17 protein-coding genes, 1 tRNA gene and 1 riboswitch are annotated in these 25317 nt (G+C 73.5%); of the genes, 9 read left to right on the forward strand and 9 right to left on the reverse strand.

Translation table 11 applies throughout. From position 1 onward, the window contains the following. Positions 1-314 precede the first annotated feature (314 nt). A complete protein-coding gene (locus IF47_RS0118135; protein ID WP_031509867.1) occupies positions 315-875 on the reverse strand; it encodes a MarR family winged helix-turn-helix transcriptional regulator in 561 nt (186 codons plus the stop codon). A 138-nt stretch (positions 876-1013) separates the two neighbouring features. Here IF47_RS0118135 and IF47_RS0118140 point away from each other — a divergent pair, with 138 nt between their 5' ends. After that, positions 1014-2342 carry an MFS transporter gene (locus tag IF47_RS0118140; protein ID WP_031509868.1) on the forward strand — a complete coding sequence of 443 codons (1329 nt, stop codon included), beginning with the start codon at positions 1014-1016 and terminating at the stop codon, positions 2340-2342. Here IF47_RS0118140 and IF47_RS0118145 read toward each other — a convergent pair. Together IF47_RS0118145 and IF47_RS0118150 are read right to left on the reverse strand one after the other, a co-directional pair. After that, on the reverse strand, positions 2330-4048 hold the full coding sequence (locus IF47_RS0118145) for an ATP-binding SpoIIE family protein phosphatase (RefSeq protein ID WP_031509869.1): 1719 nt from the start codon (positions 4046-4048) through the stop codon (positions 2330-2332). The two genes, IF47_RS0118140 and IF47_RS0118145, sit on opposite strands and share 13 nt — an antisense overlap. Before the next feature lie 146 nt (positions 4049-4194). Further along, the gene (locus IF47_RS0118150; RefSeq protein ID WP_051717853.1) at positions 4195-5547 is read right to left on the reverse strand and encodes an NAD(P)/FAD-dependent oxidoreductase; all 1353 of its coding nucleotides are present in this window, start codon (positions 5545-5547) and stop codon (positions 4195-4197) included. Positions 5548-5925: 378 nt separating this feature from the next. Between IF47_RS0118150 and IF47_RS0118155 the strand changes: the two genes are divergently transcribed. Both IF47_RS0118155 and IF47_RS0118160 read left to right on the forward strand, forming a co-directional pair. Further along, positions 5926-6753: a TetR/AcrR family transcriptional regulator gene (locus IF47_RS0118155; RefSeq protein WP_031509871.1), complete on the forward strand. Its 828-nt coding sequence runs from the start codon at positions 5926-5928 to the stop codon at positions 6751-6753. 387 nt (positions 6754-7140) lie between these two features. Next, complete coding sequence (locus IF47_RS0118160) at positions 7141-9012, forward strand: NPCBM/NEW2 domain-containing protein (protein ID WP_031509872.1); 1872 nt, start codon at positions 7141-7143, stop codon at positions 9010-9012. An 89-nt stretch (positions 9013-9101) separates the two neighbouring features. Here IF47_RS0118160 and IF47_RS0118165 read toward each other — a convergent pair whose 3' ends face one another. Continuing rightward, on the reverse strand, positions 9102-11243 hold the full coding sequence (locus IF47_RS0118165; protein ID WP_031509873.1) for an asparagine synthase-related protein: 2142 nt from the start codon (positions 11241-11243) through the stop codon (positions 9102-9104). Between the two features lie 620 nt (positions 11244-11863). Here IF47_RS0118165 and IF47_RS0118170 point away from each other — a divergent pair. From IF47_RS0118170 to IF47_RS0118185, 4 genes are all read left to right on the forward strand, one after another. Beyond that, positions 11864-13345, forward strand: a complete 1482-nt coding sequence (locus tag IF47_RS0118170) for an NsdA family TPR-like regulatory protein (RefSeq protein WP_031509874.1) — start codon at positions 11864-11866, stop codon at positions 13343-13345. Positions 13346-13491: 146 nt separating this feature from the next. Further along, the gene (gene lhgO, locus IF47_RS0118175; protein WP_425423616.1) at positions 13492-14763 is read left to right on the forward strand and encodes an L-2-hydroxyglutarate oxidase; all 1272 of its coding nucleotides are present in this window, start codon (positions 13492-13494) and stop codon (positions 14761-14763) included. 162 nt (positions 14764-14925) lie between these two features. After that, positions 14926-15693, forward strand: coding sequence for a tRNA (guanosine(46)-N7)-methyltransferase TrmB (trmB, locus tag IF47_RS0118180; RefSeq protein ID WP_245641159.1), 768 nt, complete (start codon positions 14926-14928; stop codon positions 15691-15693). Positions 15694-15817: 124 nt separating this feature from the next. Further along, a complete protein-coding gene (locus IF47_RS0118185) occupies positions 15818-17035 on the forward strand; it encodes a PrsW family intramembrane metalloprotease (RefSeq protein ID WP_157840000.1) in 1218 nt (405 codons plus the stop codon). Positions 17036-17086: 51 nt separating this feature from the next. On the opposite strand, the gene IF47_RS0118190 is transcribed toward IF47_RS0118185, so the two are convergent. Continuing rightward, on the reverse strand, positions 17087-17740 hold the full coding sequence (locus tag IF47_RS0118190) for an ATP-binding protein (RefSeq protein WP_031509878.1): 654 nt from the start codon (positions 17738-17740) through the stop codon (positions 17087-17089). 253 nt (positions 17741-17993) lie between these two features. Here IF47_RS0118190 and IF47_RS27970 point away from each other — a divergent pair, with 253 nt between their 5' ends. Beyond that, complete coding sequence (locus IF47_RS27970; protein WP_425423613.1) at positions 17994-18869, forward strand: helix-turn-helix domain-containing protein; 876 nt, start codon at positions 17994-17996, stop codon at positions 18867-18869. Between the two features lie 186 nt (positions 18870-19055). After that, on the forward strand, positions 19056-19781 hold the full coding sequence (locus IF47_RS0118200) for an antibiotic biosynthesis monooxygenase (RefSeq protein WP_051717854.1): 726 nt from the start codon (positions 19056-19058) through the stop codon (positions 19779-19781). 304 nt (positions 19782-20085) lie between these two features. Here the strand turns inward: IF47_RS0118200 and IF47_RS0118205 are convergent, their stop codons facing one another. The 4 genes from IF47_RS0118205 to IF47_RS0118220 form a co-directional block, all read right to left on the reverse strand. Further along, on the reverse strand, positions 20086-21117 hold the full coding sequence (locus IF47_RS0118205; protein ID WP_031509880.1) for a M23 family metallopeptidase: 1032 nt from the start codon (positions 21115-21117) through the stop codon (positions 20086-20088). A gap of 11 nt (positions 21118-21128) precedes the next feature. Continuing rightward, a riboswitch (cyclic di-AMP (ydaO/yuaA leader) is annotated at positions 21129-21265 on the reverse strand. 275 nt (positions 21266-21540) lie between these two features. Further along, positions 21541-22686 (reverse strand): PP2C family protein-serine/threonine phosphatase, encoded by a 1146-nt coding sequence (locus IF47_RS0118210; protein ID WP_078591938.1) that lies wholly within the window; start codon positions 22684-22686, stop codon positions 21541-21543. A 314-nt stretch (positions 22687-23000) separates the two neighbouring features. Then, positions 23001-23073 (reverse strand) — tRNA-Lys (locus tag IF47_RS0118215). 179 nt (positions 23074-23252) lie between these two features. Further along, positions 23253-25193 carry a DEAD/DEAH box helicase gene (locus tag IF47_RS0118220; protein ID WP_051717848.1) on the reverse strand — a complete coding sequence of 647 codons (1941 nt, stop codon included), beginning with the start codon at positions 25191-25193 and terminating at the stop codon, positions 23253-23255. Between the last annotated feature and the right edge of the window lie 124 nt (positions 25194-25317).

Genomic DNA, 25317 nt, shown 5'->3' on the forward strand with positions numbered 1-25317 from the left:
CTTCCCTTCGCTGTTCCCGACTCTATCAGAACCCTTTTCGGTTTCCGAATCCCCGGTCGGCGGGGTCCTGCCTTTTCCTGCACGCCGTTTCCGGCGCGGCCCTCACCGTAGCGGATTTCCCCGCCGGCTCCTAATCGAGCCGCTCCGGAAACGCATTACGGCATGCCGTAATCCACCCCGGAAGGGTTGTCACACGAGTGAGTGGTCGCCGCAGGACGCGGCAGAAGATTGCCGGGAGAACCGTTCCGGCCCCTGGCAACTCGGAGAACCTTACGGATCGGTCCTCGCGCTGTCAAGCCCGCTGGAGCCGACCGTCAGTCCAGGTCGCTGAGTCGGCCGTCCGCGTCCGGTTGGGCGTCCTCCACCCGGCGCAGGAGGCGTGTCAGCAGCTCTCCCAGGGTGCCACGTTCCTCGCTCGACAGGTCCTGGAGCAGATCCTCCTCGAAGGCGGAGGCCATCCTCATGACCTGGAGCCACTTCTCGCGCCCCTCGTCCGTCAGCTCGACGATGACCCGGACCCGGTTGTTCTCGTCCCGCTCTCGGGTGACCAGGCCGGTGGCGACCATGCGATCCATGCGGTGGGTCACGGCGGCGGGGGTGAGTCCCAGGCGCTTGGCCAGGGCTCCCGGACCGAGCCGGTAGGGCTCGCCCGCCATCACCAGTTGCTTCAGGACCTCCCACTCGGCCTGGTTGAGACCAAGCGTCGCGAGCTGGCGTCCGTACGCGACGCTCATGCGTCGGTCGAGGCGGCTGAGCGCGTTGACGACCTTCTCGACCTGGGGGTCCAGATCACCGTATTCGCGCTGGTAGATGGCGATCTGCTCGTCGAGCGTGGGCTCGCGCGTCCGACCGGGCGAGGGCTGCTCATCAGGCATGGGCCGGAGTATGACACGAAAGACTTCGCGCTGAAGCGTTTCTCTATGTAGTCTTTAGCGTCGAACCTTTACTTCAAAGGGTGTGGAGCGTCACACCCTTTGTTTCTTTGGCAAAACGAGGCTTTGAGGTAGGTGAGTGTGACCTCCGCGACAAACGCAGCACTGCGCCGCATCCAGATGGGCAACGCACTGAGCGCGTTCGGCAACGGCTTCACCGTTCCGTTCCTGTTCATCTACGTGGCACAGGTGCGGGGCCTTGGCGCGAGTACCGCCGGGACGGTGCTGGCGCTGTTCGCCGTGGCCGCGCTGGTCGTGCTGCCCTTCACCGGGCGGGTGGTCGACCGGCGGGGTCCGCTTCCCGTGGCCGTCGCAGGGACGGTCCTCGCCTCCGTCGGCTCGCTCGGCATCGCGCTCTCGACGGGCGTGGCGGCGATCTTCGCGTCCGCCGCCGTGTTCGGCGCGGGCATCGCCGTGATCCAGCCCGCACTCGCCACGATGATCGTGTGGTGCTCCACGACGTCGACGCGGTCGCGCGCCTTCGCCACCCAGTTCTTCCTCAACAACCTCGGCCTCGGCGTCGGCGGTCTGCTGGGCGGGCTGGTCATCGACACGGAACGGCCGGCGTCGTTCCTGCTCCTGTTCGGGATCGAATCGGCGATGTACGTGCTCCTGGGCGTGACCGTCGCGACCGTCCGGCTGCCGAAGGGGCCTCGTGTCGAGGCCGCCGGCCGGGTCGAGAACGGCGCTCCGGAGCCGGGCGGCCGACGGTCGCTGATGTCCGACCGGGCGATGGTGACGCTGTGCGTGCTCGGCTTCATGGTGTTCTTCACCTGCTACGGACAGTTCGAGTCCGGGCTGTCGGCGTACGCCGTCGAGGTCTCGCGGGTCTCCCCCGCGACGCTGGGCGTCGCGCTCGCCTCGAACACGGCCGTGATCGTGCTGGCCCAGTTCGTCGTGTTGAGGGTCGTGGAGCGTCGGCGGCGCAGCCGGGTGATCGCGGTGGTCGGACTGATCTGGGCCGTGGCGTGGCTGGCGGCCGGGGTGTCCGGGCTGGTGGCCGAGCGGCACGCCCTGGCCGTCGCGGCGCTCATCTCCACATACGCGCTGTTCGGCCTGGGTGAGGTGCTCCTGTCGCCGACCGTGGCGCCGCTGGTGGCGGACCTGGCCCCGCCCCGGATGGTGGGTCGGTACAACTCGGCTTTCGCGCTGGTGAAGCAACTGGCCCTGGCGGTCGGCCCGGCGGTGGGCGGCCCGATGGGGGCCACGCTGCACGTGCCCTACATCGTGATGCTGGTGCTGTGCTCGCTCGGCGTCACCGCGCTGGCCCTGCTCCTGGGGAGGCGGCTGACCCCCGCGCAGGACAATCCGCTGCGGAACGTGGTCGTCGCCTCCTCCGTGCCGACCGGGGCGTCGGCCGGGGTGCCGTCCGGCTCCTCCCGGACGGCCGAGGCCGCTCAGACCGCCTGACCCGAGACGGACTCGGGCAGCACGAACTCGCACCACACCGCCTTGCCCCCGCCCGGGGTGCGCCGGGAGCCCCAGGCGGAGGCGATGGTCGCGACGATGGAGATGCCGCGGCCGGTCTCGTCCACGGGTTCCGCTCGGCGGCGACGCGGCAGGTGGTCGTCGCCGTCGGTCACCTCGATGATCAGACGCCGGTTGGTGCGGCGCAGCCGCAGACACATCGGTGGGGTGCCGTGCTGGAGGGAGTTGGCCACCAGCTCGCTGGTGGCCAACACGCCCAGGTCGTGCAAGTCCGAGGGGAAGCGCCAGCTCGTCAGGACGCCGGAGGCGAAGGCGCGGGCCCGTGGGGCGGCCTCGACCCCGCCGAGGAGGTCGAGCGCGGCGTTGTGGAAGAGCTCGGCCTCGTGCCCCGTGCGGACCGGGTGTTGGAGAGCGAGCAGAGCGACGTCGTCGTCGTGCGCGGCGGTGATGCCCAGGGCGCGCTGGAGCCGGTCGCAGATGATTCGCGGGTCGCCGGTGGCCCCGGCGAAGGCCTGTTCCAGGGCTTCGATGCCCTGGTCGATGTCGGCGTCGCGGCGCTCCACCAGGCCGTCGGTGTAGAGGACGGCGGCGGAGCCGGGACCGAAGGAAACCGAGGCCGAGGTGTGCAGCCAACCGCCGGTGCCCAGCGGGGGGCCGGTGGCGGCGTCGGCGCGGTGGACCGTGCCGTCCGGATCGCGGACGAGGATCGGCAGGTGGCCCGCGGAGGCGTACACCAGGTGGCCCTCGTTGGGATCGTGCACGGCGTAGACGCAGGTGGCGATCTGGTTGGGGTCGATCTCGGCGGCGAGCCCGTCCAGGAGTTGGAGCACCTCGTGGGGCGGCAGGTCCAGCCGGGCGTACGCGCGGACGGCCGTGCGCAACTGGCCCATGACGGCGGCCGCCCGCACCCCGCGGCCCATCACGTCCCCGATGACCAGCGCGGTGCGGCCCGCGCCCAGGGTGATGACGTCGTACCAGTCGCCGCCGACCGCCGCGTCCGTGCCGCCCGGGCGGTAGGTGGCGGCCACCCGCAGGTCGTCGGGCTGTTCGAGCTGCTGCGGCAGCAGGCTGCGCTGGAGGGTGACGGCCGCCTCGCGCTGCCGCCGCTCGCTGGCGCGCAGCCGTTCGGCGGCCTCGACCTGGTCCGTCACCTCGGCCGCGAAGACGAGGACGCCGTGTCGCGGTTCGGAACCCGACAGCTCGATGGGCGTGCAGGTGAAGGTGTAGTAGCCCGGGCGCGTGCGGCCGGGGGCGCCGAGGACGCGACGGGACTTGACCGTGCGGGGCCTGCCGCTGCGCAGGACCTGGTCCATCAGCGGGAGCAGACCCAGCTCGGCCAACTCCGGAAGGGCCTCGCGGGCGGGGGCGCCGGGGGTGCGGGGGCCAAAGGCGGCGGTGTAGGCCTCGTTGACGAACGCGACGTGGTGTTCGGGCCCGTGGACGAGGGCGACCAGGGCCGGGAGGTGCCCGAGCAGGTCGTGTGCGGACAGGGCGTCGATGCTGCGTCTCGCCCCGTCGACGGCCGGAGCGGACGAGTCGCCGCGCTCACCGTGCTCGGCGTGCTCGTCCCGGGCCGCCGGGACGGCGCCGGTGGGGGTGGCCGGTGCCTTGCGCTGCCGTCGTACCGCCCGAGCGGCGGTGCGTCGCTGTGTGCCGGGCAACCGAGCGCTCCAGCGCGTGAAGTTCACTGCGTGCGGTCCGATCCGATTCCGATGCGTCTGTTGTGCCTGTGCCTGCTCTGCCTGCCGTGCCCGCCGCCCCCGCTGGTGACTCTTCGCTGACACGAGCCCACCCATGGTCACATGACCAGTGTGGCCGACGGCACCGACATCCGTCAGGGCCCCTCGGGATGGCGGCCGGTGCCCGCGGCGAGCTCGAACTCGGCGCGCGGGTGTTCCAGCGAGCCGAGCGAGACGATCTCACGCTTGAACAGCCCGGCCAGCGTCCACTCCGCGAGGATGCGCGTCTTGCGGTTGACCGTCGGCACCCGGCTCAGGTGGTACGCGCGGTGCAGGAACCAGGCGGGGTAGCCCCTGAGCTTACGGCCGTAGACCTGGGCGACGCCCTTGTGCAGGCCGAGGGAGGCGACGGAACCGGCGTAGGCGTGCCGGTACGCCTTGAGTTCCTCTCCGCGCAACGACGCCACCAGGTTGTCGGCCAACAGGCGGGCCTGACGCACCGCGTGCTGGGCGTTGGGAGCGCACTCGCGGCCCGGTTCTCCCCCGGGGCCCCCGGCTCCGGAGGCGCCCCCCGCCGCCAGGTCCGGGACGGAGGCGGCGTCCCCGGCGGCCCAGGCGTGCTCGACGCCGTCGACGCGCAGGGTCGCGGTGCAGCGCAGCCGGCCGCGTTCGTCGAGGGGGAGGTCGGTCTCGGCGAGGACGGGGTGGGGTTTGACGCCCGCGGTCCACACCAGGGTCCGGCAGGGGTGGCGGGAGCCGTCGCTGAGGTGGGCGACGCGGTTCTCGCAGGAGTCGAGGCGGGTCTCCAGGCGCACGTCGATGTTGCGGCGGCGCAGTTCGCGCACGGCGTAGCGGCCCATCGCCTCGCCGACCTCGGGGAGGATGCGGTCGGTCGCCTCGACGAGGATCCATTTCTGGTCCGCGGGGCGGATGTTGTGGTAGTAGCGGCAGGCATGGCGGGCCATGTCCTCCAGCTCCGCCAGTGCCTCGACACCCGCGTAGCCGCCGCCGACGAAGACGAAGGTGAGGGCGGCGGCGCGGACGTCGGGGTCACGGGTGGAGGAGGCGATGTCGAGTTGTTCGAGGACGTGGTTGCGCAGCCCGATGGCCTCCTCGACGGTCTTGAAGCCGATGCCGTGGTCGGCGAGGCCGGGGACCGGGAGGGTGCGCGAGACGGAACCGGGGGCGAGGACGAGTTCGTCGTAGGGCACCTCGATGGGGCCGGTGCCCGCGTGCTCGGTGGCGAGGGTCTCGACGGTGGCGACGCGTCGGGCGTGGTCGATGGACGTGGCCTCGCCGGTCACGACCCTGCAGTGGGGCAGCACGCGGCGCAGGGGCACCACGACGTGGCGGGGGGAGATGGAGCCGGCCGCCGCTTCGGGGAGGAAGGGCTGGTACGTCATGTACGGATCGGGACCGAGCACGACGACCTGCACGCCGCCTCGCCCCTCTCGCGCACTCCGCAGCTCCCGTTTCAGGCGCTGCTGGAGGCGCAGGGCGGTGTACATGCCGACGTAGCCGCCGCCGACCACGAGAATGCGCGCGGGTTCCTTCGTCACCTGTCCATGACGCACCCGCGGACGGGCGTTTGTCCACAGGCCCGGGGAATCGTATGACCGGCAAAAGGACCGCTTCCGAGATGTGCGCTCCTCTCGGGGGCGTGGTGTTTTCGCAGCTCATCGGGGGTTTGGTGGCCGCGTGGGAGGGGTGGCGGGGGCGCCGGCGGACGGGTACTCCGATCGAGGGCGGACGTGGCGGAACACCCCCTACTCCCGCGGCTCGGTCGCGACTATGTTCGTAGGGCGTCGGGGCGAAGTGCGACCGTGCCCCGACGGCAAGGGCGGGGGGTCTCCGGGGGGAGACTGCCACTACCGGGGGAATACAACATGCATATTCATGGCATTCAGAGCTCTCGTTGGTCGACCGCCGTCGCGGAGCCGTCCGAGGGCGACGGGTCGGCGCGCACGGTCGACGGCGGGAGCGGGCGCACCGCTCCGCTTCGGGTCGACGCCCAGCGCAATCTGGAGCACGTGTTGCGGGCTGCCCGCGAGGTCTTCGGCGAGTCGGGGTACGGCGCCCCGATGGAGGACGTGGCCCGCCGGGCGCGGGTCGGGGTGGGCACGGTCTACCGGCGTTTTCCCAGCAAGGACGTGTTGGTGCGGCGGATAGCCGAGGAGGAGACCACGCGGTTGACCGAGCAGGCGCGGGCGGCGCTGAGCCAGGAGGAGGAGCCGTGGTCGGCGCTCTCCCGGTTCCTGCGCACCTCGGTGGACTCGGGGGCGGGCCGGCTGCTGCCGCCGCGCATACTCCGGGTCGGCTCGTTCGCCGACGGGCCGGTCGAGACCGCCGGTGTCGCCTCCGGCAGGGCGCGCACGGCGCAGGGCGGTGGGCACGGGCAGCCGGGTCTGCGGCTGGTGGACGACCGGCCCGTGGCGGAGGCCGAGCCCGCGGAACCCGACCCGAAGGGCTCCGCGGAGGACCCGAGCGCCGCCGAACTGCTGGATGTGGTGGGGAGATTGGTGGAGCGCGCTCAGGAGGCGGGTGAGCTGCGGCCGGACGTGACGGTCGCGGACGTGCTGCTGGTGATAGCGACGGCGGCGCCCTCCCTGCCGAACCCGGCGCAACGGGCGGCGGCCTCGGCACGGTTGCTGGACATCCTGCTGGAAGGGCTCAGGCCTCGGGGGCCTCGGGTCGCGAAGCCCGCGGGAGTCTGAGGAGGCGGCGATTCGGTGGCCGTCGCGGAAGCGCGGACGCCGAATCCCGATCCGATGTCAGGGCGATTTTCGGTCATGTTCGAACCGCTGCCGCTCGGCCCCTCGAAAACTCCGTTACCTCACGAGTGCACTCCGTGCGCACCGTTCTGCGATTCATCGCCCCGGATGAGTGATTGAGGCGCACGCCCGGGATCGTGCAGCCGCCGCTGTGTCACGCTGTGCCGGTGTTCGCTGGCAACGGTGTGTACGGGGGTTCTCGCTGTGCGTGTTGATGGACGGGAGGGGGCTGCCGGTTCGGGGGGTTCGGACGAGGCGGGCGGACCGGACAGAGAGGTGCCCGGTGCGTGCGCCCCGCCCTCTGGTCCCACCCGGTCCGATGCCGTTTCCGTGGGGGAGGCGTCGGGGCGGGCGGCCGAGGAGCCGCCGAGCGACACGGAGTTGCTCGCTCGGACGCGCGGTGGGGACGCCGGCGCGTACGAGGAGCTGCGCCGGCGGCACGGTGAAGCGATCCTCCGCTACGCCCGTCACTGCTGCCGGGACGAGACCACCGCGAGAGCCCTGACGGACGAGGTCTTCGCACGGGTCCTGGCGGCCGTGCGTGCCGGCTCGGGGCCCGACACGGCGATGCGCGTCCACCTGCTGGCGACCGTCCGGCGGGTGGCCGCGGTCTGGGGCGGGTCGGCCGGGTGGGAACGGCTGGCCGACGGGTTCGCGGTGTTCGCGGTGGCGGCCGGCTCGTCGGAGAGCGGGGAGTCCTTCGAGTCCGACGCGGATGTGCGGGCCATGCGGAAGGCCGAGCGGTCGACGGTGGTGCGTGCCTTCCGCGGTCTGCCCGAGCGGTGGCAGGTCGTGCTCTGGCACACCGTGGTGGAGGGCGAGTCACCGCGGGAGGTCGCACCGCGGCTGGGCCTGACGCCGGGCGCGACGGCGATGCTGGCCTACCGGGCGCGGGAGGGGCTGCGGCAGGCGTACCTCCAGGCCCACATCAGCCGGTCGCGGGCGGTGACGGGTGACTGCGCGCGCCACGTCGACCGGTTGGGGACGTACGCCCGCGGAGCCCTGCGGGCGCGGATGGACCGTGGGCTGCGCCGGCACGTGGAGCGGTGCGCCGACTGCCGGTCGGCGGCGTTGGGGACCTGGGAGGTCTGCGAGCGGCTGCGCGCCCTGCTGCCGGTGGCGGTCGTCGGCTGGGGCGCGAGGACGTACCCGGCCGGGGAGGCCGGCGCGCCGGGAGCCGAGGGTGCCGCCGCGGACACTCCCGTGGCCGCCGGGGCCTCGGGGACGGCGTCCCTCCCGCTGTCCTTCCCCCTGGTCGGGGGCGCGATGGACACGCCGGAGCCGGCGGTGCCCGGCACCGCCGGCGCGGCCGGGAGCGGTGCCGCGGTGTTCGAGGGGCTGGGGGCCACGGCGAAAGCCGGCGTCACGGCGGGTGTGATGGCCGCCGCCGTGGCCACCGCGCTGACCCTGGCGCTGGTGGCCGACGGTCAGCGGCCCGACGGTCCACGGCCCGGATCGCCGCCGTCGGTGGCGAGTGTGCCCGGCGTGCCCGGGTCCGGGGCGGCGGACGCGAGGGCGGGAGGGTCGGAGCCGCTGGGCGTGCTGTCGTCGGAATCGGCGGGGAGTTCCGGGGGCGGCACACCAGTCCTGCCGCCCGGCGCCGAGTCGGCGCCGGGCCCGCGAGCGGGTTCCTCGTCCCGGCCGGAGACCGGCCCGGGGTCCTCGGGGCCGGGTCCGGAGTCCGGGCCGGGAGCGGAGTCGTCCCTCCCCGGGCCCGCGCCGACCGGCCGGGTGCCGGCGCCGACGGCGTCCCCTAGCCCCTCGACGCCGTCCGCGTCCACCGTCCACCGGCTCGACCGGTTGGCCCGGAACTCGTCCGCCGCGCCCTCCCTGCGCAGCGGTGAGAGCGGCTGGATGTGGCCGCGTTCCGGGCTGCGCATCGGCGGACGGGACCGGGGCCACGGGGTGACGGTGCGCGCCCGTTCCACCCTGACGGTCGGCCTGGGCCGTTCCTGCACGGCGTTCGACGCCCTCGTCGGGGTCGACGACCTGACGGCGGTGCCCGCCGCGGTCCGTTTCTCCGTCTACGGCGACGGCGTTCTGCTGTGGCGGTCGGACGTGGTCCGCCGGGGCGACGCCCCGGTGCCGGTCCACGTCTCCCTCTCCGGCCGCGAGACGCTCCGGTTGGTGGTCGAGCCGCGCACCGCCCTGGACGCGGCGGCGCTGGCGGGTTGGGCGCAGGCGCGGATCACCTGCGGCTGATCCCGCGTGCCGCGTTCCGTCCTCCCGCTCCCCGTCCCCGCGCTCCCCGTCCTCCCGCGCCGTGTGCCGCGTGCCGTCGGCGGGACGGTTCACAGGCTCGGACGATGCGGCACCCCTCCGGCCACCGCGCGCTGTCGCGGCGCCGCCGTGCCCGTCCAGCAGCTTCCGCGGCGGGCCAGCAGGCGGCGCAGCCAGACCTCGGTGGAGACCAGTTCCGCCAGCCCGTCCAGCGGCAGCGGTTCGCCCTCGGCCGCCGCGCGCAGGGCCTTGCGCACGACGCGGGCCTCGATCAGCCCGGCGTCGGCGAGCAGGGGCGCGTCGAAGAGGTCGACGAGTTCGCCGATCCGGGACCGCAGCCCCGTCCGCACGGCCGCCACCTGCGTCGCCTGGGAGGGCGTGCCCCAGCCGGGCGGCAGGTCGTGGATGCCCGCGCCCGCCAGGACGGCCCGCAGGACGGACGCCCGTGCCCCCGGTTGGACGCGCAGGGACTCGGGAAGCGCGCGGCAGGCCCGGACGACCTGGTTGTCCAGGAAGGGCGCGTGCAGTCGCTGGCCGCGGACCTCCGCGGCCTGGTCGAGGACCCGGTGGTCGGCCGCCAACCGGGCGAGCGCGGCCCGCGCCCGTCGTTCGCCCGGACGCGCCCCGGCCTCCGGGGAGGCCGGGCGCAGGGCCGCATGCTCCAGGCGAATCGATACTTCGGCCAATACCTCTCCGGTCAGCCAGCCTGCCGCGGGCCCCGGACGGCACCAGGCGAGGGCGGCGAGCGAGGCGTCCAACACCCCGAGCGTGCCGTCGGGCCCGGCCTCCCACGCGACATCGCGTTCCCGCAGTCGCCGCGCGGCCTCCAACACCCCGTCCCGGTAAGGGGTACGGGCCAGTCTGCGCGCCGCGCGGTAGACGGTGAGCGGGACGAGCACCGCCCGTCCGGCCGTTCCCTCCGCCCGCGCCAGCGCCGTGACCGGCCGCAGCAGGTGGCGGCGGCGCCGGTCGAGCAACAGGTCGGCCAGCCGGGCCGGGTGCGCGTCGAGCGCCTGGCGGGCGCCGTGGCCGGTCAGATGGTCGGCGCTGCCCGCGGCCAGGCGCCGTCGGTGGCGTTCGGCGACGACCAGCGAGGGGCCGGGTTCGTCGGTCAGCGGTCCGTCGAGGAGCGAGCCGCCGTCCGGCCCGGCGTACGGCAGGGCCTCCTCCCCCGCCGCGACGACGACGTGGTGCAGCCGGGGGTTCTCGGCGATGCCGCGGGCGCGTTCCAGTTCGGCCTCGCGGCCCGAACGGGGGTCAAGCGTCAGGTCGTTGAAGGTGACGGCGAGCAGCCGCTCGCCCGCCGACGTCCCCGGTGTGCCGTACACCGTGCCCGGCATCCCCGGCAGTCCGGCAGCCAGCAGCGCGAGCGTCGCCGACGCGCTGCCGCCGGAGAGGTCCGCGCCGACGCCGGGCGCCGGTCCTCTCACCGGCCGGCCCGCGCGGCGCTGGGCGGGTCCCATGCCGGGGATCGGTCCGGGGTCGAGGGTGTCGAGGTCGGGCACGGGCGCGTGGCGCGGACTGGCCAGCCGCACCCGGACGGCCTCCACCAGCGCGTCGCGGACGCCGGCGACCGCGGCGTCCGCGTCCACCGGAGGCGCGGCGACGACGGTGGGCACGGCGGGTTCGTAGCCGGCGATCTCGCGGCTGCGGCCGTCGCGCATGATCAGCGCGTGACCGGGCGGTACGCGGCGCACGCCCGCATAGGGGGTGCCGTCGCCCAGGGCCTCGGGCGCGTCGGGGCAGGCGAGCAGGGCGGCGAGGTGACCGACGTCGAGTTGGGCCTCGATCAGGTCGGCGAGCGGCAGCGCGGCGGTGGCGTAGGCGGTGCCGCCCGCCCACGGGGTGTGGAAGACGGGCCGGGCGCCGGCGAGGTCGGTGGTGACGGTGACGCGGCGGCCGACGCGGACCACGACGGTGTAACTGCCGGGCCAGGCGGTGAGATGGCGCAGGGCACCGCCGCGGGCGGCGTACAGCGCGGTGCGCAGCGCGTCGTCGGAGGCGCCGCAACAGCCCAGGACCGCGAGCTTGTTGCCGCCGTCGACCTCGACCATGCGCACCTCGTCGGGCCGCCAGTCGCCGACGGCCCACAGGGGGTCGGGGCCACCCCACAACTGTCGCGCGCCGACCGGCTGGATGGTGTGCCCGGGACGGGGAACGGCGATGCTCGCGCCGTGTGCGTTGTCTGCGGCCCATCCGACCAACCACCGCATCGCCGCCTCCGCATGGGCCATCAAGCCGTCGTCGGCGATCGCGGATCGCCGCGACCCCCGTCGTGTGCGGACCATGCTGCCACGGGATGGGCGTACAAGAGGCGCACGGGAGCGCGGACGCGCGGACATCGGTGCCGCCTCGCGGCCCCCGACGCCGCCGGCCGAGCCGCCCGCGGCGAACAGCGGCATTCGGCCAAATATCCGCTGTGAGATATGCCGTGCGAAACATCGTCAGCGGTCCGGGAGGTGACGTCACCTCCCGGACCGAACCGCCGTTCGCGGGGAATGGAACGGCGGTATTCCCCCAGCCCACTGTTTCCTGTGCAGTGGGCCGACCCACGCAGCACCCATGGAAGCGCTTCCCCTCCGCACCGCACAGAGCGCACGGACAGGCGCACCGGCACACACCCGGAGCACACGCCAGGGGCGCATGCGCGGCGTACTCCACGGTGGTCCGCGCGCCGTCCACGCGTTGCCGATTGCGCACTCTTGTGCGGAGTCGATTCCCGCCATCCCCGATGCCGCCCCTTAACGGTAGGGATGCGGCGAACTACGCTGGGTTGACGAACGCCCCGCGGGTACGGTGCGGGGCGGCCGTCGGCTGTGTGTCAGGGGTGCGCATGTCCAGGGAGCCACGCGGGCCGAACGAGAAACTCGGCGCCGTTCTCGCCCTCGCGGGGATCAGCAACGCCGGACTCGCCCGCCGGGTCAACGACCTCGGCGCGCAAAGGGGATTGAACCTTCGCTACGACAAGACATCGGTCGCCCGGTGGGTCTCCAAGGGCATGGTGCCGCAGGGTGTCGCCCCCCACCTGATCGCCGCCGCGATCGGCAGCAAGCTGGGCCGCCCCGTCCCCCTGCACGAGATCGGGCTGGCCGACGCCGATCCGGCGCCGGAGGTGGGCCTGGCCTTTCCCCGCGACGTGGGGGCGGCCGTGCGGTCGGCGACCGAGCTGTACCGGCTGGACCCGGCCGGACGGCGGGGCAGCGGCGGCATCTGGCAGTCGTTGGCGGGCTCGTTCTCGGTGAGCGCCTACGCCGTGCCCACCTCGCGCTGGTTGATCAAGCCGGCCGACAGTTCGGTGGCCCGGGACACGGCGGCCCCGACGAAGGCCCGCGAGACGGGCGGGGGGAAGGCGGCCCCGAGCGTGCCCGCGGCGCCGCCCCCGCCCGCCCCGACGTCCCTGCGCGTCGGCCACAGCGACGTGGCCAAGCTCCGCGAGGCGGCGGAGGAGGCCAGGCGGTGGGACTCGAAGTACGGCGGCGGCGACTGGCGTTCGTCGATGGTGCCCGAGTGCCTGCGCGTGGACGCCACCCCGCTGCTGCTGGGTTCCTACAGCGACGAGGTGGGGCGCGCGCTGTTCGGCGCCACCGCCGAACTGACGCGCCTGGCGGGGTGGATGGCCTTCGACACCGGCCAGCAGGAGGCCGCGCAGCGCTACTACATCCAGGCGCTGCGGTTGGCGCGGGCGGCGGCGGACGTGCCGTTGGGCGGGTACGTCCTGGCCTCGATGTCGCTCCAGGCGACGTACCGCGGTTTCGCCGACGAGGGCGTGGATCTCGCGCAGGCCGCGTTGGAGCGCAACCGGGGTCTGGCCACGGCCCGCACCATGAGCTTCTTCCACCTGGTGGAGGCGCGTGCCCATGCCAAGGCGGGCGACTCGGCGGCCTGCGGCATGGCGCTGGCGGCGGCGGAGAGCTGGCTGGAGCGCTCCCGGGACGGCGATCCGGACCCGTCCTGGCTGGACTTCTACTCCTACGACCGGCTCGCCGCCGACGCCGCCGAGTGCTACCGGGACCTGAACGCGCCGCGCCAGGTGCGCCGGTTCACCGAGCAGGCACTGTCGCGCCCCACAGAGGAGTTCGTCCGCTCGCACGGCCTGCGGCTGGTGGTGTCGGCCGTCGCCGAGCTGGAGTCGGGGAACCTGGACGCGGCCTGCGCGGCGGGCACCCGTGCGGTGGAGGTCGCGGGCCGGATCTCCTCGGCGCGGACGAAGGAGTACGTGCGGGACCTGCTGCACCGGCTGGAGCCGTACGGCGACGAGCCGCGCGTGGCGGAACTGCGGGAGCGGGCACGGCCGCTGCTGGCCGCGCCGGCGTGATCCCCGGCGGCGTCCCGGCGTGATCCCCGGCGGGGCCGGGCGGGCCGCGTTCGGGTCCGCGCCGGCCCCGGATCGGTCCGCGGCAGCCGCCGAACGGGTCACACCGTGGGCCGTCCGAGGGTTGTTTGTCGGTGGTCCGGGCCATGATGGAAGGCGTGTCCACTGTCTCCACGGCTCCCTCCATGGTTCCCGCGAGGCGCGCGGCGTACGACTGCGACGTGCTGGTGGTCGGCGGCGGGATCGTCGGCCTGTCGACGGCGTACGCGCTCACCCGCGCCCGGCCCGGCACGCGGGTGGTGGTGCTGGAGAAGGAGCCCGGTCCGGCCCGGCACCAGACCGGCCGCAACAGCGGAGTGATCCACAGCGGCGTCTACTACCGTCCCGGCTCGCTCAAGGCCCGGTTCGCGGTGCGGGGCGCGGCGGAGATGGTGAAGTTCTGTGCGGAGCACGACATTCCGCACCGGGTGACGGGGAAGTTGATCGTCGCCACCGAGCGGGGGGAGCTGCCCCGACTGCACGCGCTGGTGCAGCGCGGCCGGGAGAACGGCATCCCGGTGCGCGAGTTGGGCCCGGCCCAGATCGCCGAGCACGAGCCGCACGTCAACGGGTTGGCGGCCATCCACGTCGCCACCACCGGTGTCTGCGACTTCGGCGCGGTCGCCGCGGAGTTGGCGCGGCTGGCCTGCGACGCCGGCTCGGAGGTCCGCTACGGCGCCGAGGTGACGGTGGTGGACCGCCGTCCCGGAGTGGGCGTGGCCGTCCGGACGGCGACGGGTTCGGTGGTGCGGGCCCGGGTTATGGTCAACTGCGCGGGGCTGCACTGCGACCGCGTGGCGCGGCTCGCCGGGGACGCGCCGCCGGTGCGGATCGTCCCGTTCCGGGGCGAGTACCACGAGCTGTCCCCGGCCCGTGCCGGGTTGGTGCGGGGGCTGGTCTACCCGGTGCCGGACCCGGCGTTCCCGTTCCTGGGCGTCCACCTGACGCGCGGTGTGGACGGCTCGGTCCACATCGGCCCCAACGCCGTGCCGGCCCTGGCCCGTGAGGGCTACCGGTGGGCCACCGTCCGTCCCCGCGACCTGGCCGAGGTGCTGGGCCGGCCCGGCACCTGGCACCTCGCCCGCCGCCACTGGCGGTACGGCGCGGGCGAGTTGCGCCGCTCGTTGTCCAAGGCGGCCTTCACCGAGGCCGTACGCCGTCTGCTGCCGGAGGTGTCCGCCGAGGATCTCGTCCCGGCCCCGGCGGGGGTGCGGGCCCAGGCGGTCGGGCCGGACGGGACGCTGGTGGACGACTTCCTGATCACCGAGGCCCCGCACACCGTCCACGTCCTCAACGCGCCCTCGCCGGCGGCGACGGCCTCCCTGCCGATCGGGCGGGAGGTGGCGGACCGGGCGCTGGCCGCGCTGGACGCGACGCGCTGAGCCCGGCCGGCGGTGCGTCCGTCGGCCCGCCCGCCGGGGAGCGCCCGTCGAAGGAGCGCCCGTCGAAGGGACGGCCGTACACTCGTACCCACTGTGTCCGAGAAAGCGCCAGAGAAGACGATTCCCACGCCCCCCGTCGAGGCGTCCGCCGCGTCGCCGGCCGTGCCGGTCGCCGAACGCCGCCGGGGGAGCATGTTCCCCGACGGCACCGGCCCCTCCGCCAATCCGGCCGGGGAGCGCCACGAGCGCCGCATCCGCAGCTTCCAGCCCCGTCGCAGCCGCGTCACCGCCAACCAGCGGGACGCCCTGGTGCGGCTGTGGCCGAAGTGGGGGGTGGAGATCGACGGCGACCGCACGCTGGATCTCGACGCGCTCTTCGACACCCTCCCGCCGGGGTCGCCCGTGGTCCTGGAGATCGGTTTCGGGATGGGCGAGGCCACCGCGGAGATGGCCGCCGCCGACCCCGGCACCGGCATCCTCGCCGCCGACGTCCACACCCCCGGCCAGGGCAACCTGCTGGGGCTGGCCGAGCGGAACGGGCTGACGAACGTCCGGGTCGCCAACGGGGACGCGATCATCCTGCTGCGCGAGATGCTCGCCCCGGACAGCCTCGCCGGGATTCGCGTCTTCTTCCCCGATCCGTGGCCCAAGAAGCGCCACCACAAGCGCCGCATCATCCAGCCCGAGTTCGTCGAGCTGGCCGCCTCCCGGCTGGTGCCGGGCGGGTTGCTCCACTGCGCCACCGACTGGGAGCCGTACGCGGAACAGATGCTCCTGGTGCTCGGCGACTGCCCGGCGCTGGAGAACACCCGGCCGGACGGCGGGTACGCGCCCCGTCCCGACTTCCGGCCGCTCACCCGCTTCGAGCAGCAGGGCCTGTCCAAGGGCCATGTCGTCCGCGACCTGGTCTTCCGCCGTCGCGTCCCCTGAGCGGGGACGGTCGGGGACGGCCGCCGCGCGAACGGCCCGAGGGGCGGCTTGATCCGTGCGGGGAGACACGGAGCGCCGGGGCCGGAACTGGCTTTCCGGTCTCCGGTGCGTTAAAGCTCGTCGGGTGCGCCAGAAGGTTTCCACGCCACCGGCGGACGGGCGCGGTGCGCGTCTCGCCGCGGCCGTGGGCACGGCTGCCCTGACGGTGCTGCTCGGGCTGTGCGGCGCGGTGATCCTGGGACTCGTCCACCAGCAGACCGGCTCCGAGGGTTTCCTCGTCGGCCTGGGGCTGGCTCTCCTGCCGGTGCCGGTGCTGCTCGGCGCGTTCCACTGGCTCGACCGGGCCGCGCCCACGCCCCGGCGGAACCTCCTCTTCGCCCTCGGCTGGGGCGCCTGCGCGGCCACCCTGGTGTCGATCACCGTGAACGGCTTCGCCACCGAGTGGCTGGCCTCCAGCGTCCTGCCCCGGGCCCCCGACCGGGCCGACGCGCTGGGCGCGACCGTGGTCGCGCCCTTCGTGGAGGAGACGGCGAAGGCGGGCGCGATCCTGCTGCTGTACCTGCACCGGCCGCGGGACTTCGGCGGTGTCGTCCACGGCGTCGTCGTCGGGGGCGTCGCCGCCACGGGGTTCGCCTTCACCGAGAACGTCCTCTACCTGGGCAGGGCCTTCGGCGACGACCTGGCGTTCGGACACGTCGGCCTGGAGTCGACCACATTGGGGACGTTCCTCCAGCGCGCGGTGCTGGCCCCTCTGGCGCATCCCCTCTTCACGGTGCTGGTGGGCCTGGGGTTCGGCGCGGCGGCGTCGGTGGCCCGGCGCCGGCGGGCGCTGCGCACGGCGCTGCCGCTGCTGGGCCTGGCCGCGGCCGTCACGCTGCACGCCGTGTGGAACGGTGCCGCGACCCGGCCGACGGAGGTCTTCCTCGCCGTCTACGGCCTGTTCATGGTGCCCGTGCTGGGCGTGGTGGTCTGGGTGACGCTGTGGGCGCGACGCCGGGTGCTGCGCACCGTGCGCGCCACGCTCCCCCAGTACGTGGCGGCGGGCTGGCTGACGGTTCCCGAGCCGTACGCCCTGTCGTGCCTGCGCACCCGCGTCCTGGCCCGGGAGTTGGCGCGCCACCGGTACGGGCGGCGGGCCGCCCGCGAGGTCGCCGAGTACCAGCGGGCGGCCGTGTGTCTGGCGCTGCTCCGTGCCCGCGCGGAGCGCGGTGCCCCACCGCCGGGTTTCCTCGCCCACGAACGCGACCTTCTCCGCGTCCTCTGGCACCACCGTCCACTGGCCTCCCCGGCCACCGCCTCGGCGGCGGTCCATGCCGTCCCGCACGCGGCGCACCGGCGCTGATCCGCCGTCCGCGCGCACCGGTCCCGGCGTCGGACGGGTGGTCGGCGTCCGTCAGTTCCACCTCGTGGCCTGCGCCGGCATGGCCCGGAAGCGTTTCCGGGCGTGTTCCAGGGCGGTGTCCGGGTCGTGGCCGTGGGCGCGGAGCCAGTGGAGGACGTCGGTGATCAGGTGGACGGCGGTCTCCGCGGTCGCGGCCCTCGTCGCCCGGACGGCGCCGTGCCCCGAACCGTGCCCGGAGCCGTGCCCCGAACCGTGGTCGGAGTCGCAACCGGAGCCGTACAGGGTGAGCAGCGCGTCGGCCCTGGTGACGTGCGCGCCGCCGGTGAGGCCGGTGTCCAGCTCGCACCACGTCACCTTGGCGCCCGGGCGCAGGTAGACGCCCCAGCCGGCGGTCACGGCGTCGAGGAGGGCCAGTCCCCGACCCGACTCGTGGTCGTCCGGCGCGCTCAGGAGGGTGGGCAGTGCCCGCGTGTCCGGGTCGGCCAGTTCGATGCGCAGCCGCGTCCGGTTCGTCGAGACGGAGAGGGTGACCGGTGTGCCCGCCCCGACGTGCGTGATGACGTTCGCGACGAGTTCGCTGACGCAGAGCTGGGCCTCGTCGATGAGTTCCGGGAACCCCCAGAGCGTCAACCGCGTCCGAACGGCGCGCCGCAGAGCGGCCACCTCCTCCGGCTCCGCCGGAAAGGGCAGTTCCCACCGCCTCATGGACGGACAGTGATCGAGACGCATGGACGCCATCCCTCCGACCCCGGTTTCCCGCTCCCGCCGTCCTCGGTGACCGCGACGGCACACCGAGTGACGAACGCATGAGAGTATTACACGGTAATTCTCACTGTGTAACTCTCAACAGAGAATCCCCCTCGAATCTCCTCCTCCGTGAACTACCTTGTTCCGGCGACGCATTCGGAACACGGACGGGCGGGCATCCGGCGCCTGGCGAAGGGAGAGGTGGCCGGCCATGGCTACTGGACCGACGACACGGCGCCGACAGCTCGGCGCCCACCTGCGCAGACTGCGCCGGCAGAAGGGACTGTCACTGGAGGAGGCCGGTGAACTGGTCGGCCTCTCCAAGGCCACGGTCAGCCGCTACGAGACCAAGGACGGGTCGGTCAAGTGGGCCTTCGTCGACGCCCTGTGCCGCGCGTACGGCACGTCGGACGAGGAACGCGCCCACCTCGTCGAACTCGCCAAGGACGCCAGGGCCGAGGGGTGGTGGCAGTCGTACTCCGAGGCGATCCCCGACCGGATGACCCTCTTCCTGACCCTGGAGAACGAGGCGGTCCGGGAGGACCACTACGCGGCCGTCCAGGTGCCCGACCTGCTCCAGACCCGCCGCTACGCGGAGGCGCTGCACCGCACCGACCTCGACGCGCCGGACGAGGAGCGCCTCCGGGCCGTCCTCGACGTCCGCATGAAACGGCAGGAGGTCCTCACCCGTCCCGATCCCCTTGAGCTGCGGGTCGTCCTGGACGAGTCGGCGGTCCGACGCGCCGGACCGCCGGACGTCCACAGGGAGCAGTTGGCGCACCTGGTCGAGTGCGCGCGCCTGCCCAATGTGGACCTGCGCGTCCTGCCGTTCGACAGGGGGTTCTCGTCCTCCGCGCTCGGCACGTTCCTCGTCCTGGTGGGCACGGGACCCGTCGCTGGACGTCGTGTACCAGGAGAGCCTGACCGTCTCCCTCTACCTGGAGAAGGAGGCGGAGGTGGAGGAGTACCGCAGGGCGTTCGCCGACCTGTGGCACAGGGCGCTGGAGCCGGACGCCTCGATCGCCGTGCTCGACGAGCTGCGCAAGGAGGCGTGACGCCCCCCGCCCCCCCCCCGCCGCCCGTGTGACCGCACGGCTCGGCCCCGAGGCGGGGCGAGGAAGGCCCGGAGATCGGCGGCGAGGAGGTGGTCCCCCAACCCTCCACCCGCACGGGAGAACGCGGTCCGAATCCCCTTGACCTCAAGGGAACTCGAGGTGTGAGAGTGGTCGGCGAACGCGACGGACACACCTGTGACCAGCGGAGGAGGCCCACCGTGCCCGCATACCCCGACCCCACCCGTCCCGACGTCGGCGCCGCGCTCTTCAGCACCTGGGACGTGGGGACGCCCGAGCGACAGCGTGCCGCCGTGGAGGCGATCGCGACCACGTGGGGGGAACGCCCCTGGCCGACGCCGGAGTTGCAGACGTACACCGTGTACGCCGGAACCGACGGCCGGACGCTGCTGCACCACTCCCAGTGGACGAGCCAGGAGGCGTACGAGGATTTCGTCCGCGACCACCGGCAGGAGCGGAACGACGAGATCGACGCCGCGGTGCCGGGGATCGAGCGGGTCGAGTTGGTGCGCACCCGGCTCTACCGCAGCTTCCCGCCCGTCCGGGAGGGCGAACGGCCCGAGCCCGGCTGCATCGTGATCGTGAACGTGGTGTTCGAGGGCCCGGACGAGGCACGGCAACGGGCGTGGGTCGACGCGGTCTGCGAGGCGCTCGCGACCGACGAGGGCCTGCCGCCCGGAGGTATCGCCGCCCATTTCCACCTGAGCTTCGACGGCACACGCGTCGTCAACTACGCGGAGTGGGAGAGCGAACAGGCCCACATCGACGCGCTGAGGGCATCCGGCCGGGGCATCGGCTCGACGACCCCGCAGTGGCACCGCGTCCAGAACTTCCCCGGGCTGCTGAGCGGCGATGACGTCAAGCGCTACCACCTGCGGTTCGCCGCCGCCCGGCCCCCGGAGCCGGCCGGCTCGTCGGCGCGCTGAGGCACGCCGGCCGTACCGCGCGCCGGTGAAGGGTCCCACCGCGACCGAAGAACCCCGCGACCGAAGAGCCCGAGGACACCGGGAGCGCCGGGAGCACCGGGATCACCGGAAGAGACCGACGACCCTGGTGTCGGGGGGGGTGGGTCACCAGGGTCGCCGGGGCATGGGGGTGCGGGGGCAGGGGGCGTTGACCACACGCCACCGCCACCGCCTCCGTCTCCGTCTCCTCCCGGAGCGGCGGCGCTCCACGCGCACCGACCGGTGCGCGTGGAGCGGTGGCGCGGAGGCGGTGGGAGGAGGTGTGTCAGATGTTCTGGCCCTTGCCGCGGAACCAGGCCAGCGGATCGATCGGGTCGCCGCCGCCCGGACGGACCTCCAGGTGGAGGTGCGGGCCGGAGGAGTTGCCGGTGGAGCCGACGCGGCCGATCACGTCGCCGGTCGTCACCTTGCCGCTGGTCCTGGTCATCGACGACAGGTGGCTGTACCAGATCTCGGTGCCGTCGTCGAGCCTGAGGATGATGCGGTAGCCGTAGGAGCCGGCCCAGCCCGCCTCGACGATCTCGCCGCTGTGGACGGCCTTGACGGGGGTGCCGGAGGGCGCCGCGAAGTCCAGGCCGGTGTGGGTGCTGGCCCACATCGAACCGGACTGACCGAAGGTGGAGGTCAACTGGTACGAGGAGAGCGGGAGGGTGTAGCTGGCGGCGAGCTTGGCCAGACGCTCGGCCTCGGCCTTCCGCTTGGCCTCCTCGGCGGCCTTGCGCTTGCGCTCGGCCTCCTCCTTGGCGGCCTTCTCCGCCGCTTCCTCGGCCGCCTGGGTCGCGGCCTGGTCGGCGGCGGCCTCCACGGCCGCCTGGGCGGCGTCCGCCTGCTGCTGGTCGGCCTGCTGGAGGATGCGCGCCCGCAGGGCCTCGCCCGCGTCGGCGGTCAGGGTCTCGGTCGTGGTCTCGCCGCCCAGGTCGGCCCGCTCGGCGAGGGTGTCGGTGCCGCCGGAGTCCTGGTCGTCGGAGCCCGAGTCGGCCAAGAGGCCGCCGATGCCGGGCAGGTTGTCGGCGACGGCGCCCAGGTCCGGCATGGAGATGGGGGCCGGGGACTTCTCCTTGGCCGTGGCGATGCCGCCCGCGCCGACCGCCGCGATCATGCCGACGCCGAGGACCGCTCCGCTGCGCGCCATGCCGTTGCGCTGCTTGACCACACGGTGCCTGCCGCGGACCGGGCGTATGGAGTCCTCGGTGGGGTTCCACGCCGTCCGGTGCCCGTCCTCGGCCGGGCCGAACGGGGTGAGGGAGGCGGTGTGCGGATCGTGCGAGACCTCGGGGGCCGGACTGCTGGACGCCACGGAGGCGCTCTCCTTTCCTTCCTTCTCGCCTACCGGGTTAGCTGACGGGTTCGGAGCAGGAAGGTCTCCTACGGATCGCACTCGTGGTGCGGCCCGATTCACCCCAATTGGTGGTTCCCCGGTTCCCTGGGCACGGCCTCTCGGTGCCGCGAGACCGCGCGTTCGGGATTCGGCGACGGCGCACGGTGCCGCCTCTTGCGGCGGCGGTGACGGCCGCGCTGCGTTATCGAACGTTAATAGAGGGACGCACGGGATTCCAAGTCTCCCCTTTAAAGCGGAAGTAATTTCAGGGAGGACTTAACCACTCAATAAGGGACTGATTCGGGCGAGTTGGCCACGGAAATTCAACGGAGAGACGCGTCACATTCCCTGACGTTGCGTCAAATGTTATGCGGAGGGGTGCGCCCCGGATACGCACGGTGATCATGCCGCGGGCGACGGGACGGGGTCGCGCATGACCGCCAACAGCGCCATGTCGTCGTCCGTGCCCCCGCCCGTGTACGCCTCGACGTCCGCGACGAGCGTGTCCAGGAGCTGCTCCGGCCCGGTGAAGCGGCGGCCCCGCAGACGGGCCACCGGATCGTAGAAGACGCCCTCGGCGTCCCGTGCCTCGGTCACCCCGTCCGTGTAGAGCAGCAGCAGGGCGCCCGGCGGGAAGGGCACCGGCTCCGCATGGCCGCCGCCGCTCGCCAACTCCCCAAGCCCCAGCGGCAGCGCGTACGATTCGGGCTCCAGGACCCGCAGGGACGAGCCGTCGGCGGAGAGCAGCAGGGGCGGCGGGTGGCCCCGGTTGACGACCCGCAGGGTCTCCGGCCGCTCGGCCGGGATCTCGGCCAGGACGGCCGTGACGAACCCCTCCATCCGGCCGTTCCCCTCCCGCTGCTCCCCCTCCCGCAGCAAGGAGTGCTCGATCCGGTCCGCGACCGCCGCCAGGTCCGGCTCCGTCTCGGCCGCCTCCCGGAAGGCCCCGAACATCACGGTGACCGAGGCCACCGCGTCCAGCCCCTTGCCGCGTACGTCGCCCACCAGCATCCGGACCCCGTACGGCGTCTGCTGCACGCCGTACATGTCGCCGCCGATCAGGGCGTTCACCTGGGTCGCCTCATAGCGCACCGCGAGCTTCAGGTCGCCGATCCGAGCGGGCGGGACGGGCAACACGGCGAGCTGGACCGCCTCGGCGACCCGACTGACCGAGGCCAGCCGCAGTTCGCTGTGGTGCAGGGCGTGGTGGACGGCCACGGCCAACACGCTGACGGCGGTGATCGCCATCAGTCGCAGGGCGCCCTCCAACACGGTCAGCTCGTCCACCCACAGCGCCAGGGCGGCGACCGTGGCCGCCGAGGCGATCCCGGTGAGTACGGTCCCGCGTCCCGTCCACAGGGCGGCGGCGGCCATGGGCGCGGCGAACATCAGACTCGACAGCAGGCTGGTCGGCGTCAGGAAGTCGATGATCACCCCGAACACGATCAGCAGCAGGGGGAGCAGCCACGGCGGACGTCCGACGCCCGGAATGGCGCGCAGCCGGGCCCTGCCCCCACCACCCGTCCCCTGCCGTGTGTCGCCGTACACCTCTCCACTCTCCACGACGACCGGCCCTCCGGCGAGTCGACCGGCACCGGCGGGGTTACGTCCGTGATCCGTGGTGCCGAAGGGACGTATGCGGCGGTGGTCGCGGGCACCCGGAGCCGATGTCGGCTCCGGGTGCCCCTCGACGGGGCGGGCTCCGGCGGTGGGAAGGAGAATCCGCTCGCCCGCGCGAGTCTGCCGTGGCCGCCGCCGCGCCGGCCACCGGTTCGGCGTGGTGCGGGCCCCCAAGCGGCCCCGGAGACGACAGAACCCCCGCTGACGCAGGTCAACGAGGGTTCCGACCCCGAGGGGGCCGGTAGGCCGTGTGGGACTCGAACCCACAACCAATGGATTAAAAGTCCACTGCTCTGCCAATTGAGCTAACGGCCCGCCCCCGAAGCATAGCCCGGAGGCGGGCCGGGCTTCGAAGGCATTGCGCACGACGTGACGGCAGTGCCCACCGATGGACCCACGGCCCCGGCCCGGCGGCGGACACGCCGAGGGCCCGCTCCTGAACGGGAGTTCGGAGCGGGCCCTCGGTCAAGAGCGCCGGTCAAGGGCGCGGGACGTCAGCCGTTGCGCTTCCAGCGCGGCTTGTCGGACCGACGGTCGTACGAGCGCCCACCACCGCGGTGGTCGTCGTGACGGCCGTAGGGACGACGGTCGTCACGGTCGCGGTTGAACGGACGGTCGTCGCGCCGGTCGCGGTTGAACGGACGGTCGCTGCCGCGGTGACCGAAGTCGCGACGGTCGTCACGGCGGTCGAAGTCGCGGCGGAAGCCGCCCCGGTCGTCACGGCGGTCGTACGAGCGCCCACCGCCGCGGTGGTCACTCCCGCGGTGCCCGTCACGGCGGTCGTCGCGCCGGTCGTCACGGCGGTCCCGGTTGAACGGACGCCGGTCGTCGCGCCGATCGTCGCGCCGGTCGTCACGGTCCCGGTCACGGTCACGGCCGTAGGGACGACGGTCGTCACGGTCGCGGTTGAACGGACGGTCGTCGCGCCGGTCCCGACGCTCGTACGACCTCTCCTCCCGTGCCCGCCGCGCCTCGGCCTCGGCCTCGGCGGCAGCCGCCTCGGCGATGGCCTCCGCCGCGGCGGTGGCGGTCGCCTCGGCCACCGCGGCCACCGCGGCCTCGGGGTCGTCGCCCCGCTCGCGGGCGGCGCGGGCCGACAGGCGGTCGGCCTCCTCGCGGAGTTCGGCGGCACGGCGCTGCGCGCGCTCCAACTGCCGGGTGATCTCGGCCACCTCGCGCTCGGCCTGCTTGGCGGCGTTCAGCGCCGACTCGGCCTGGACCTCGGTCAGCGACCGGGCGCCCGTGATCTCGACCACGTCGTCGTCGAAGGCGTCGCCGCGGCCGATGATGTGGCGCGAGGCGTCCACGCCGGCGTCCTCCATCAGCCGGAAGATCTGCCGCCGCTGGTGCGGCAGCGCCAGCGAGACGACCGTGCCGGAGCGGCCCGCGCGGGCGGTGCGGCCGGAGCGGTGCAGGTAGTCCTTGTGGTCGCCGGCCGGGTCCACGTTCAGCACCAGGTCGATGCCGTCGACGTGGATGCCGCGCGCGGCGACGTCGGTGGCGACCAGCACGTTGACGCGACCGTCCTTGAAGTCGGCCAGCGTCCGGGTGCGGGCGCCCTGCGTCATGCCGCCGTGCAGCGCGTCCGCGCGCACGCCCGCCTCGCGGAGCTGCTCGGCCACGCGGTCGGCGCCCATCTGCGTGCGGACGAAGACGATCGTGCGGCCCTTGCGCGCGGCGATCGCGGCGGTGACCGGCGCCTTGTCGCGCGGCTTCACGATCAGCACGTGGTGGCTCATGGTGGTGACCGCGCCCTGGGCGGCGTCCACCTCGTGGCTGACCGGGTCGACGAGGTAGCGCCGGACGAGGGTGTCGATCTCGTTCTCCAGCGTGGCGGAGAACAGCATCCGCTGACCGCCCTTGGGGAGCATGTCGAGCAGTTCGGTGACCTCGGGCAGGAAGCCCAGGTCGGCCATCTGGTCGGCCTCGTCCAGGACGGCGATCTCCACCTCGTCCAGCGAGCAGGAGCCCCGGTTGATCAGGTCGCGCAGCCGGCCCGGGGTGGCGACGAGGATGTCCACGCCGCGCTCCAGGGCGCTGATCTGGTTGGCCATGGACGTGCCGCCGCAGACGACCTTCAGCTTCAGGCCGAGGACGTCGCCGTACGGCTGGAGCGCGTCACTGACCTGCATGGCCAGCTCACGGGTGGGGGTGAGGATGATGCCGCGGGGGTGCTTGCGGCCGGTGTGCCCGCCCGCCAGCCGGGCGAGCAGGGGGAGGCCGAAGCTCAGCGTCTTGCCGGAGCCGGTGCGACCGCGGCCGAGGACGTCCTTGCCCGCCAGCGCGTCCGGGATGGTCGCGGCCTGGATCGGGAAGGGGACGGTGACGCCGTTGTGCGCGAGCTTGCGGACGATCTCCCCGGGGAGCCCGAGGTCGGCGAACGTGGTCGTCTTCTCGTCCACGGGCAGGATGACGTCAGGGGTGGTTACGGACATGCGAAATGAAAACCTTCCGAAGTCATGGCACGCGCCCACAACTCCGTGTTCTTCGCATACGACCGCCTCGATGCGGTCAGCCACGGCTCAGCCAAGGAACGCGCCACGCGGCGCGCTGTCAAAC

The sequence above is a fragment of the Streptomyces megasporus genome, from assembly GCF_000718985.1.
Lineage (GTDB): Bacteria > Actinomycetota > Actinomycetes > Streptomycetales > Streptomycetaceae > Streptomyces > Streptomyces megasporus.

Excerpts from the sequence above, each read along its gene's own strand:
- IF47_RS0118135 (WP_031509867.1), bottom strand. The coding sequence starts at position 875 with ATGCCTGATGAGCAGCCCTCGCCCGGTCGGACGCGCGAGCCCACGCTC.
- IF47_RS0118150 (WP_051717853.1), bottom strand. The coding sequence starts at position 5,547 with ATGTACACCGCCCTGCGCCTCCAGCAGCGCCTGAAACGGGAGCTGCGG.
- IF47_RS0118155 (WP_031509871.1), top strand. The coding sequence starts at position 5,926 with ATGCATATTCATGGCATTCAGAGCTCTCGTTGGTCGACCGCCGTCGCG.
- IF47_RS0118165 (WP_031509873.1), bottom strand. The coding sequence starts at position 11,243 with ATGCGGTGGTTGGTCGGATGGGCCGCAGACAACGCACACGGCGCGAGC.
- IF47_RS0118170 (WP_031509874.1), top strand. The coding sequence starts at position 11,864 with ATGTCCAGGGAGCCACGCGGGCCGAACGAGAAACTCGGCGCCGTTCTC.
- lhgO (WP_425423616.1), top strand. The coding sequence starts at position 13,492 with ATGGAAGGCGTGTCCACTGTCTCCACGGCTCCCTCCATGGTTCCCGCG.
- IF47_RS0118190 (WP_031509878.1), bottom strand. The coding sequence starts at position 17,740 with ATGAGGCGGTGGGAACTGCCCTTTCCGGCGGAGCCGGAGGAGGTGGCC.
- IF47_RS27970 (WP_425423613.1), top strand. The coding sequence starts at position 17,994 with ATGGCTACTGGACCGACGACACGGCGCCGACAGCTCGGCGCCCACCTG.
- IF47_RS0118220 (WP_051717848.1), bottom strand. The coding sequence starts at position 25,193 with ATGTCCGTAACCACCCCTGACGTCATCCTGCCCGTGGACGAGAAGACG.